Below are 11,243 nucleotides of genomic sequence, written 5' to 3'. Positions count from 1 at the left end.
CAATTTAATGGCGGGCTAACGCCGGCTCAGGCCGAGAAAAAACTTAACGTCGTGTCCGGGATTAGTTGACCACTACACCCAGGCTCTAAGCTCAAAGGTCTTAAAGGTCTCTCAAAGGTGGGATTGCTTATCAGCAAACAATCCCATCACAAAGGGTCTCTTAGAGGGTCTTTAGTCTTGTGTCCGCATTGAGCCATTGCCTCTTAGAGGTCGGTCATTAGGTTTCTTTATCTTGTGTCCGCATTAAATGGCGAACGCATCAGCTCCCAGGTCCAGGCGTAGCTGTGCCATCTGGTCAGGTATCGATTGAATGGCCGGGACCGTCTCGCGCTGGTGACCTTCAAGGTTTCCCATAGCAGCCCTCAGCCACTTAGGCCGGGACCTCATGAGCGGCTGCAAGGCCACCTCAAGGGCGTTGAGATAGCGGCGAGCCATCCGGGAGGACAGGCCCAGGTGTGCCCCGATGGTCTCTGTAGAGAACACCTCAAGGGACTCAAGCAATTCATAGAGGGTTTTAACGGGGAGCTGCTTGGTTCCGCCGTGGTCCAGCTTTGCGACTCCAGAAAGGATGTCTTCAGACCATCGGTCATACCGGTCTTGAAAATCCAGATGACCACAGAAAGGGTTCTTAATGATTGTCGGCACGGTTCCTCGCTTGGGTTTCGCAGGAACAAGGCGCAGGCCAGTCAGATAGTCCGCCCGGTCGAAGGCATCGGCCAGGGTGTGGAGTAGAACAGGTGTGTGGTGGATCATGGTGGTGGTCTCCTATAGCTCTCCTTACCGACGGGCAGCGTTGAGCCTCCCGTGGTGCAGGGTGATTGGTGATGTCCTCTTGTGGGTGAGGGGTTTTAATCCGAGGTGTCTAAACGGGCCCACCTTGAGCACCATTGAGGGGATCGCAGCGGGAGACGTTGGGAAGAAACTGTGTTGTCCGTGTTCTTGTGAGGATATCTGTTGCGAAGTATCAGTGCGTGGCCCACACAGGCTGCCGATTACTTGGCGGCACAACCCCAGCGATCAACCTTTGATGCCTGGGCGGACGTTCTCTCCTGGGCCTTGCACTTATTCCGCTCAACTAAGGCTGTGTTGATGTCCTCGGCGTGCTCTTTAAGGCGAGCAACGCCCATATGTGCCTATCTCTCAATGGGTGAGGGGTTCTAATCCGAGGTGTCAATTCGTAGCCTTAGTGAGGGTTTCTGCGGGCAGCGCTTAGCGGCCAAGATAGGAAACTGTTCGCTCCTTCCCGTATTAGTGGGTGTTATTCCGACTGCCCTATAGGCTCTCTGAAAGACAAAGCCCTCAGCCACTTAGGCTGGACATCATCAGCGGTTGTATGGCGAACACAGGGGCATTGAGATAGCGGCGAGCCATCCGGGAGGAAAAGCCCAGGTGTGTGAGGCGGATCATGGTGGTGATCTCCTATAGCTTTCCTTATCGACGGTCAGCGTTGACCCACGGCGCTCCAATTTGTTGAATCGTTCTTTACTATCTGGCTTAGTGGTAGTGGCGCGTTCTGAGTGCCTGGTCGCTGAGTCGCGCACGCCCAAACCTAAGCAAGGAGCATTAGCATGGAGTGGCAACCGGTTTTGAGAGAATTGCATCTATACGGTGGCGGACGCATTCTGAATGGGATGGATCAAAAAGCTGATCTTCGGCCCAGCGCAATGAATGGAAAGTCCGCAACATTAACTATAAAAAGCTATGGTAGTTTTTATGGTGATGTTAAACGTTTAGGATTCCAGATAGTCGGATGTGATTTTTTTAGTACAGAAGAGCAAGCGAAAGGTTTCGTGCCTCCCGAGTGGAGGTCAATCAATCCCGCAGCCTCTCCAACGTGGATATGCACAGACCAAGGACATAATTGGTCATTCATAGCTAATGCTGCATTTCTAAAAAAAAATGGACTATTTTACGATATAGCCTCTCGAATCTCCCATCAAATAAGAGCGTGCGAGTGGAGATTGAGGCAGTTATCGGAAGCGTATTCAGATCAACTAAACGGAAGATTGCACTCGAAATCTTTTAAACCCAACGAACGCTTTCTTGATGGCCACACCTCGTTATGTTACTTGGCCCTTCAGTCATTCTTGGTAGATTCTTGCACTTTAAGAGATTATCTTTCAGAGTTTTACTCAGAGGCAGCAATAAGAAAAAACGATCCATCCGCACCCAAAATAACGGCCTTAAGTGGCCTATTAAAGATCTGGCGATCTCACCCACCTCAGGATAAAGCGGGCAAGGAGTTGAAAGCCTCGTCATCGACCGACAATTGGCTCTACGAACTTGGCGCATACCGAGACTTAGTCGTCCATGTCGCCCCTTTAGCAAATGCTGCGAAAACCCTACTGGTATTCACAAAGACAATAGACTTTCATGGTCAGCAGTTGCCTGCCATACAGCTACCAATCCCATTAAAACCTGCTCAAGTAACTAAAAGCCGAACCACCGGACAATACTTTGAAGACCCCAACGTAGACTTCGCTCGCAGCTTGAATTTTATTGAGAACATGGACTCCTCAAGAGACGCACTCGAATACGCTCATATTTCTATGCAGCAGCTTGGCGCACTTTGCAATTCAATTTCGAGCATATCCCCCTTTGCGCCTGAGGTCCCGATCATCACACCAATAGATTTAAAAATCACAAAAGGGTAATAAGGTCACTTTAATAAATTGAAAGCTTCTATTAGCTTGGCGAACGGTAGAGCATTGAGAGGCGACTAACCTCAGGTTTCCCTCAATGCACTTTCCTCGCGAACCTCTTCAGATCCATTCAGGTCCAGCTTCCCGGCTTCCTACGATTTTCCTCAGTGGTGGATCTCATGCGTAAGGCTTCTGCATCACGCTCTGACAAAACTTCGAGGACCTCCTTAACCAAAGCATCCTCTTCAGGTCCTCTCGGGGTCAGGTTGTACCACTGAGACAGGAGCCGTGTGGCGTCAATTGCAGCCTCATAGCGAACACCTAAAAGATAGGTCTGCTGGGCAGTGTCGCGATGCTTTTTATAAGCCGTCCAGACCCAGCCCGCCCCCTTCCAGATAGCCAGGGCACTCAATACACTAACCGTAATAGCAACACTCATTGAGGGCACTCCCAGTGCATCAGTGAGGGCCTAATGGCGCCCCTCCAATATTCCGTTAATTAAAATCGTGACGGACCTTAAAGGTAATAGTCCGAGGTGTCTCCTTGGGCGGCTGATCTTTCAATACAGAGCATTCACCAATTCGATACTTAATCTTTGCTATGCCTTTCCACTCCGGGTACTGCCTACTGTTGATCTTAAACGTGCCGAGCTTGAAGAGTTTACCTCCCCCATCAAAATTTAGCTTATCCGCGAGCTTTAAATGATAGCCCGTGACCTGCACCTTGATATGCCTTCCGTCTTCCAATTCGAGTTCAAGCATAAGGTCGTCTATATTATTCATTTGATTGGCTCTCACCTATCCAGCGAACGAGCTTAATCAACAAGCCCTAAAATTTTTATTCCGAAACAGCTAATACTCCAAGCATACAGAGTGGAATATACGAGAAGAACTTGGGAAATATACTGTTTGAAGAACAACGAAAATTGAAGCAACCAGAGCCTTCGACAAGAGTACCGCTGGAACAGGTGACTGAGATTGCTATAGCAGCATTCGCAGACTGTCGAGACAGCAACGTAATAGTAGCTGGCATAATCACTTCCTTGATGATTCTGTGAAACAAGGATAGCAAAACGCCACCCTCATTGAACCGTTTGATATTACACCAGACCAAAAGCCTTATCGAGAGCCTCAGCCATACGACCCACCTCAACGGCACTCCCCGCCCCATACAGATCGTAACTGATAGACCCGAAGTGTGCCCCCAAGATTGATTCAGCGGTCCCCATAGTCACCTAAGCGGCCTTCAAGCCACCGGCCAATGTTCACAGGGCGTCTCCCACGGTAATACGGACAACGCCCATGGATTCCTCAGTGGCTTCCTTCAAGTCCGCCACTTCGGTCCTCAGAACCTTTAGCTCGTCCATTACGGCCTGGGCGAGCGGGTTGTTCGACTCGTTGGCGCTACAGGAGCCAGTCTTGCGGATTGTCGGGAGGATTTCCTCAGTGACCCACTTACGGAACGGTTCGGACTGCGGTGCACGGCCACGGAGCATCAAGGTACATGACCTCGGACTTGGTGAACATGATCGTAGTGGTCCGCAAGGGCCGACCATTATGGTCCTTAGGGAGACTGGTAGGGAATTGACCCACCAGTGTTGTAAGGTGATGACCCGGCTGGGCTTGGCCTTTTAACACGCGGAAGTCATTAATTGCGGATTTGGAATCCTTCAAGCCAGCCGCACGGACCACCTGAGTCACCACAAACAACACATCATGTTCTGGGTGACCCACCAAAACATCCAGTTCGATGCAAATCTCAGTGGAAGAACAACTTATACAGGCCGAAAAGCCCCAAGGCGACGAAGATATAGAAGGCTACTTGGACTCCTTTTTTCGTTACTTTCCGGTTAATCACACCGAGCTCATCGAAAAAGTAAGAGACAAATGAGTCGGACTCGATGTCCATCTGATCACCCGTTTCCCAGAAAGCTGCAATAGCTTCCCCGTGCTTTATTCGGGCAAGATTAGAGGTGGTCTCGTTTCTATCATCCAGTTTGAGCTGATCCTGAATAAAGCACTGCCAAGCCATGATGCGAGCCGTCTTTTCTCCAAGAGAGCTGAGCCGGTCTACCACCACAGCTCGCTCATGAAGCTCCTTATTTACCTTCGCAAGTCCGTATAGCTCAAGGTTTCGCATAGCGCCTCCATTCGAAACCCCGATGATACCATTTGGCTATTGAAGTGCCTTCATCAGCGCTTGAGCCATACGACCCACCTCAACGGCACTCCCCGCCCCATATAGGTCATAACTGATGGACCCCGAAGCGTGCCCCAAGATGGACTCAGCGGTCCCCACAGGCACCTCAGCGGCCTTCAAGGCACCGGCCAGCGAGTGACGCAAAGAGTGGAAGGTTTGGGTCCGATCAGCGTTCAACGTCAGGACCTCCCTTAGCGCCCCATTGAGCACGTTCGAGAACTGACCGGCTCCCAGTGTGAACAGCCGTGAGTCAGCCTTATCGACAAACTCAAGGAACGCCTGAAGATCGAAGCCGTAGGCACCATCAATCAGCGGCACAACACGGAGAGCATTTTTGGTCTTAGCTGTCTTGCCATCGTTCCTGTTGATGTCGATGACCCACACGCTGCCGACCTGCTTAACGTCAGCCTTGGTCAACTGCCTGAGTTCCTCGATACGGGTCCCAGTGATCACCCCGAGGGACAACGCCCAGCGCTGCCAAGCGTCCACTGGAAGCGACTTAGCGTGAGCCATCAGGGCCTTTACTTGATCCTGAGAGAGCGCCTCACGGGAGCTGTCAGCGCCTTTCGTTGGCTTCAGGCCCTTATCAAAACTCTTGTCGAGGTATCCGTTATTCACAGCCCAATCCATGACAGTCGATAGCCGGGTCAGCAGCTTCTTAACCGTTGAAGGCTTACGGTCCTCAAGGAGCTTGTCCCTCAGATTCTTCATGTCCTCCCGTGTGTGGGTCTTCATATCCAAGTCGCCAAGGATCACGCCGATAGCCTCACACGATGACTTCACGTCCCGCATGGTGCTGTCCTGAATGCTGTCTTTGCGTTCCGCCATGTAGAGCGCAGAGAGGGACTTAAAGGTAAGACTTGGGGAAGCGTTTACAGATACAGGCAGGGAGAGAGCCAAAGGCGCGCCACAACACTCATCATTGAGGTCCTTAACGATCTCGACCAGTTTCCCTGACCGTCCACGCATGCGTTCCTGTGAGGCCTCAATGATCTCAAGTGCCTTACTCACTGCCCGTTGCTGGTTAACGCTGAGGGGCAGCTTTGCGGAGGCCATACGCAATGCCAAATGATGCTCATCGTTAATCATCTCGTAAGCGACCAAAGAGCTGTCACCGTGCGCCATCGTCAAGTTGTACTCTGCGATGTCTATAAGGCGCTCACGGAGTTCGTCCCAAGACGCCTCAGGGTTGTCTAATTGGTAAGCCTTGAGGGTTGTGAGGATGTCTTGCGAGATGGTCATTGCAGTGGCCTTGTCGGTAGTCCTGAGTGACAGCGTGAAGAAGCCCTTAACGGTTCCTTGAGGGCGAAGGCGAAGGTAATAGCGACCAGACCGGCGATAGTGGTACGGCTTGGCGAGCGCAGTTTGTAACAGGTTTGTCCCACTTGGGGAGCGGTGGTTGACGGTCATCGGCTGAAACCCCTGTATCCATTGGGTTTAGCCTCAAAGGGTCGAGTTCTACAGCAATTACAAAGTCAGCCGCGACCTGATCGAGTTACGTAATCTGGCGCAAGTGGCCGAGCTGATGATCCGCAGCGCCATGGCCCGAAAGGAGTCCCGAGGCTTGCATTACACGCTCGACTACCCGCACATGCTGCCAGAAGCACTGGACACTATTCTGGTGCCAACCACCTACGCCGACTGAACTTGAGCCGAACGCGCAGGCGCCGATGCTGATCGGGCGCCAACGCGTCGCGGGGAATGCACACAGCCCGCACGCGGCGCTCACCGCGCAGGCTGAAGCGCACAATCACCAGCATCGGCAACGCCATGCTGTCACGGCGCAACTGCACCGCTTGCCAACCCGAGGCCCGACTCCATAGCTGCCAGCCCTCGGCAGTACGGCGCAACCCCGTGATAGCCGTCGGATGCGTCAAGCGAATATGCCGCGGCAACACCCAAACCCCATGCGACAGGCACGCTAAAACACCGAGCATACGGGCCCAGAGGGGAATCGACAGAAGGCCAATTGAGATCAGCGCCAGCGCCTGGGCTGCGAGATACGCCGCCAGCAGGTGCCCGGAAGCACGCCAGCGGCATTCGAAATAATTATTTGGGCTGGACACGGTCCAGAATCATGCGAACCATGCGCTGCAGCTCAGGGTCAGACGACTCGCTGCGCTCCATGAACCAGCCGAACATGTCCTGATCCTCACATTCCAGCAGCCTGCGATAGCACTCGCGGTCAACATCATTGAGGGTGGCGTACACCTCTTTTACGAAAGGCACCAGCAACACGTCAAGTTCAAGCATGCCGCGACGGCTGTGCCAGTAAAGACGATTGAGTTCAACATCTTCGACCATGGAGCGCTCCTCAAATAGAGCGCAAGTATACAGGCCGATCCAACATAGGCCAGTCGGCTTTGGTCGGGCCCCGCAGGTCCTGCGCGAACTATCCATTTAAGGATCGCCCCTCTATGATGTCAGTCAGACTTTTTGACCTGCGAACAACCATGGCCGACTCTGCTTTTTTCTGCACCCTGACCCACGAAGGCGTTCTTGCTGTGATCGGCAGCGACGCCAGCAAGTTTTTGCAAGGGCAACTGACCTGCAACCTCAACTACCTGAGCGACACCCGCTCCAGCCTGGGCGCACGCTGCACGCAAAAAGGCCGCATGCAATCGAGCTTTCGCATCCTGCTTCAACCCGACGGCTGCTTGCTGGCCATGGCCCGCGAACTGATTGAGCCACAACTGGCCGACCTGAAAAAATACGCCGTCTTCTCAAAGTCCATACTCACTGATGACAGCGCTAACTGGGTACGCTTCGGCCTCGCCGGGGCAGACGCCGTGCTGACCCGGCTCGGTCTCGAGCTGCCAGCCGAAACCGACAGCGTCGCGCGTGCCAACGGTCTGATCGCAATTCGCGCCAGCCAGGATCGTGCCGAACTCTGGGCGCCGGTCGATCAAGCCGAAAACCTGACCCGCGAATTGCAAGCCCACCTGCCTCAAGCAACCCTCAACGACTGGTTGCTCGGGCAAGTACGTGCCGGTATCGGTCAAGTGATGGAACAGACACGCGAGCTGTTCATCCCGCAAATGATCAACTTGCAGGCCGTCGGTGGCGTGAGCTTCAAGAAAGGGTGTTACACAGGTCAGGAAATCGTGGCGCGCATGCAATACCTGGGCAAACTCAAGCGCCACCTCTACCGCTTGTCGCTCGCGATCAATGACGTGCCATTACCGGGAACTCCTCTCTACGCCCCGACTCATAGCAGCGCCATTGGCGAAGTCGTAATCGGCGCCCGCAGTGAGCACGGCGTTGAACTGCTGGCTGTCCTGCAATCTGAAGCAGCGCAAGCCGGCAATGTGCATCTGGGTGATGCGCAAGGCCCTGAATTAACCCTTCTGGATCTGCCTTATCAATTGGACCGTGATCGCGAAATCCAGCGCTGAATTGCAACACCTTGAAACGCAGCATCCTAGAGAACAGAAATGAGCAACCTGGCGCATAAGGTCCAAAAGGATTTGATTCAGGCCATTACCAAAGATGACCTGGTTCTGCCCACGCTACCCGAAGTAGCGTTGAACATTCGCAAGGCCGCCGAAAATCCCGATATCAGCGTCAGCAACCTGAGCAAAGTCATTGGCCGTGACACCGCACTGTCAGCGCGCCTGATCAAAGTGGTCAACAGCCCGCTGCTGCGCGCCACTCAGGAAGTCACCAACCTGCACACGGCCATCACCCGGCTGGGTGTCAACTACAGCAGCAACCTCGCGATCGGGCTGGTCATGGAGCAAATCTTCCATGCCCGCTCCGAGGTGGTTGAAAACAAAATGCGTGACGTGTGGCGCCAAAGCCTGGAAATAGCCGGCATTTGTTACGCCTTGTCCCGGCATTGCACATCGCTCAAACCGGATCAGGCGGCCCTGGGCGGGCTGGTGCATCAAATCGGTGTGCTGCCGATCCTGACCTACGCCGAAGAACACAACGAACTGCTCTCGGATCCGGTCTCCCTTAACCATGTCATCGAAAATATCCACCCGCTCATTGGCGACAAACTGCTGAGCGTGTGGGAATTCCCTGAAATGTTGGTCAAACTTCCGGGTCAGTATCTGGACTTTTCTCGCGAAACAGCTGAAGTGGATTACATCGACCTGGTGCAGATCGCCACAGTTTTCTGCCTTAAGCACAGCGATTGCGCCCTCTTGAACATTGAGCTGAGCACCCTTCCCGCCTTTAAAAGGCTAGGCCTTGATGGCCTGAGCAGCACACTGCAGGAAGAGCTGAACGCCGCACGCGGCATGTTTATTTGAGCGACGCCCCCTTCAGTGCTGGACGTGCACAAAACTGACCCGCACCTTCAACCCACCTTGCGCGCCATCATGCAAGGAAATGTGTGCCAGGTGAGCGCGGCAGATTTCCCCGACAATTGCCAATCCAAGCCCGGAACCCGCCACAGAAGGATTTCGCCGGTAAAACCGCTCGAATACCCGCTCACGGTCTTCATGGGGAATCCCCGGACCATCGTCCTCAACTTCCAGCACGGCAGGTGCAATGACGCGCAAGATCACGTTGCCCCCGGAGGGGGTGTGGGCCAGCGCATTGTCTATCAGGTTACTGAGCAACTCATTGAGTAACGTAGGCTCGCCGTGCAGCCACACAGGCTGATCCGCCTCAAGCGCCAGCGCTACGCCACGGGCATGCGCCAAGGGCGCCATCGCCATGCCCAGTTCACGTGCCAACTGGCTCAAGTCCAGTAACTGCGCGCCCCCTTCGGCAATCGCCCGCGCCCCATTCTCGATCCGCGCCAGCGACAATAATTGATTGGCCAGATGCGTAACCCTGTCGGTGCCCTGTACCGCCTGTGTCAGGGTCGTGCGCCACACATTCGGATCACGGGCCCGCAGGCCCAGTTCCAACTGAGCCTTGAGCACCGCCAGCGGAGTCCGTAGTTCATGGGAGGCATCGGCAATAAACTGCGCCTGACGCTCAAACTGCCCGCGCAAACGCTCTGTGAAGTGATTGAGCGCCTGCACCAGCGGCCACAGCTCACGCTGCACCGGCACCAGCGGCAAAGGCCGCAAGTCATCCGCTTCACGCTCCTCCACTGCCGTGCGCAACCGCTCCAGCGGACGCAATGCAGCGCTGACGGCAAACCACACCACCAACATCGCACCCAGCCCGAGCATCCCCAGACGCAGCACAGTGTCTGCCATCAGGCTGCGCGCCATTGAAACCCGGGCCTCATCGGTTTCGGCCACCCGAATTTCAGCCATGCCATTCATGTCGGGTTCGCTGACCGCCTTGAGCAAACTCACCACGCGCACGTTTTGCCCCTGATACTGGCCATCATAAAAACGCGCCAACGCGGGATAATCATCCGTACGCAACGTACCGGGCGGAGGCGCTGGCAAGTTTTCATACCCTGAAATCAGGCGCTGATGAATGTCATTAACCTGGTAATAGATTCGCCCCGCGCTGTCATAGGCAAAGGTGTCCAGCGCGACGTAGGGCACATCGGCGCTCAAGCTGCCATCGCGCTGCGACAAGCCCGCCGCGATGGTGCGCGCAGACGCCAGCAATGTTCGGTCATACGCCGTATCAGCCGCCTCGCGGCCATTGAAGTAGGCACTCAAGCTGCTCGCCAGCATCAACACCACCAGCATCAGGGTCAGGTGCCAAAGCAGTCGCCAGCGCAAGCTGCCGAGCTTATGCATCACGGCTTTCCAACAAATAACCCAACCCCCGGAACGTCACGATGGCCACGCGTTGCCCATCCAGTTTTTTGCGCAATCGATGAACGTAAATTTCGATGGCATCGGGGCTGGTTTCTTCGTCGAGACCAAACACATGCGCCGCCAGTTGTTCCTTGCTCATGACCCGGCCCGGCCGGGCAATCAAAGCCTCCAGCACCGCTTGCTCGCGGGACGTCAGGGTCAGCAGTTCATCGCCCAGGGTGAAGCGCCGGGTTTCCAAGTCGTATACCAAGTCCCCGCACTGCTGCTGACGTTCGCCACCTAACACACTGCGCCGTAACAGGGCTTTGACCCGGGCTTCCATCTCGCTCAGCTCAAACGGCTTGGCCAGATAATCATCCGCGCCCAGGTTAAGCCCATGAACCCGGTCCTTCACGTCACTGCGGGCCGTCAACATCAACACCGGCAGGGTTTTACCCCGGGCACGCAATCGCTCCAGCACTTCAAAACCATCCATGCGCGGCAACCCCACATCCAGAATTACCACGGCATATTCTTCACTGGCCAACGCCAGGTCGGCAGCCACGCCATCGTGCAACACATCGACGGTCAGACCGGTACTTTTCAACGCTTGAGCAACACTTTCGGCCAGTTGCGGCTGGTCCTCGACCAAGAGCACACGCATCGGATCGTCCTCATTATTTTTATAGGCATACGCCTTTCTTTGCCGGGAGTGTACAGACGCCAGCCCGCCTGTGAAGCC

12 protein-coding genes and 1 pseudogene are annotated in these 11,243 nt (G+C 54.6%); 4 read left to right on the top strand and 9 right to left on the bottom strand.

What is annotated here, in order from left to right:
* Positions 1-243: 243 nt before the first annotated feature.
* Positions 244-753 carry a hypothetical protein gene (locus tag CJF39_RS21330; protein ID WP_094995204.1) on the bottom strand — a complete coding sequence of 170 codons (510 nt, stop codon included), beginning with the start codon at positions 751-753 and terminating at the stop codon, positions 244-246.
* 815 nt (positions 754-1,568) lie between these two features.
* On the opposite strand from CJF39_RS21330, the gene CJF39_RS22890 reads away from it, so the two are divergent.
* A complete protein-coding gene (locus CJF39_RS22890; RefSeq protein ID WP_141232212.1) occupies positions 1,569-2,654 on the top strand; it encodes a hypothetical protein in 1,086 nt (361 codons plus the stop codon).
* Positions 2,655-2,772: 118 nt separating this feature from the next.
* Here the strand turns inward: CJF39_RS22890 and CJF39_RS21325 are convergent, their stop codons facing one another.
* The 4 genes from CJF39_RS21325 to CJF39_RS21305 form a co-directional block, all read right to left on the bottom strand.
* Entirely contained in the window at positions 2,773-3,081 is a 309-nt protein-coding gene (locus CJF39_RS21325) for a hypothetical protein (RefSeq protein ID WP_094995203.1), read from the bottom strand.
* Positions 3,082-3,136: 55 nt separating this feature from the next.
* A complete protein-coding gene (locus CJF39_RS21320) occupies positions 3,137-3,403 on the bottom strand; it encodes a hypothetical protein (RefSeq protein WP_141232211.1) in 267 nt (88 codons plus the stop codon).
* A 997-nt stretch (positions 3,404-4,400) separates the two neighbouring features.
* On the bottom strand, positions 4,401-4,781 hold the full coding sequence (locus CJF39_RS21310; protein ID WP_094995201.1) for a hypothetical protein: 381 nt from the start codon (positions 4,779-4,781) through the stop codon (positions 4,401-4,403).
* A 36-nt stretch (positions 4,782-4,817) separates the two neighbouring features.
* Positions 4,818-6,251, bottom strand: a complete 1,434-nt coding sequence (locus CJF39_RS21305; RefSeq protein ID WP_094995200.1) for a tyrosine-type recombinase/integrase — start codon at positions 6,249-6,251, stop codon at positions 4,818-4,820.
* A 43-nt stretch (positions 6,252-6,294) separates the two neighbouring features.
* Here CJF39_RS21305 and CJF39_RS21300 point away from each other — a divergent pair.
* Positions 6,295-6,486, top strand: a pseudogene (locus CJF39_RS21300) (L-aspartate oxidase); the annotation flags it as partial.
* Here CJF39_RS21300 and CJF39_RS21295 read toward each other — a convergent pair.
* Positions 6,455-6,907 carry a protein YgfX gene (locus CJF39_RS21295; protein WP_094995199.1) on the bottom strand — a complete coding sequence of 151 codons (453 nt, stop codon included), beginning with the start codon at positions 6,905-6,907 and terminating at the stop codon, positions 6,455-6,457. The pseudogene CJF39_RS21300 and the gene CJF39_RS21295 sit on opposite strands and share 32 nt — an antisense overlap.
* Entirely contained in the window at positions 6,891-7,145 is a 255-nt protein-coding gene (locus CJF39_RS21290; protein WP_094995198.1) for a succinate dehydrogenase assembly factor 2, read from the bottom strand. The genes CJF39_RS21295 and CJF39_RS21290 overlap by 17 nt, the downstream gene beginning before the upstream one ends.
* Positions 7,146-7,294: 149 nt before the next feature.
* Between CJF39_RS21290 and CJF39_RS21285 the strand changes: the two genes are divergently transcribed.
* Positions 7,295-8,236, top strand: a complete 942-nt coding sequence (locus CJF39_RS21285) for a YgfZ/GcvT domain-containing protein (protein ID WP_094995205.1) — start codon at positions 7,295-7,297, stop codon at positions 8,234-8,236.
* A gap of 39 nt (positions 8,237-8,275) precedes the next feature.
* A complete protein-coding gene (locus tag CJF39_RS21280) occupies positions 8,276-9,097 on the top strand; it encodes an HDOD domain-containing protein (RefSeq protein WP_094995197.1) in 822 nt (273 codons plus the stop codon).
* Positions 9,098-9,109: 12 nt separating this feature from the next.
* On the opposite strand, the gene CJF39_RS21275 is transcribed toward CJF39_RS21280, so the two are convergent.
* Together CJF39_RS21275 and CJF39_RS21270 are read right to left on the bottom strand one after the other, a co-directional pair.
* Complete coding sequence (locus tag CJF39_RS21275; protein ID WP_094995196.1) at positions 9,110-10,501, bottom strand: sensor histidine kinase; 1,392 nt, start codon at positions 10,499-10,501, stop codon at positions 9,110-9,112.
* Positions 10,494-11,165 (bottom strand): response regulator, encoded by a 672-nt coding sequence (locus tag CJF39_RS21270; protein WP_094995195.1) that lies wholly within the window; start codon positions 11,163-11,165, stop codon positions 10,494-10,496. Before CJF39_RS21270 ends, CJF39_RS21275 begins: the two co-directional genes overlap by 8 nt.
* Positions 11,166-11,243 lie beyond the last annotated feature (78 nt).

Origin of the sequence: Pseudomonas lundensis (genome assembly GCF_002269125.1) — a bacterium.
Taxonomy (GTDB): domain Bacteria; phylum Pseudomonadota; class Gammaproteobacteria; order Pseudomonadales; family Pseudomonadaceae; genus Aquipseudomonas; species Aquipseudomonas lundensis_A.
Note: the sequence above shows the minus strand (reverse complement) of the source record. Positions and strands in the feature narration are given on the sequence as shown.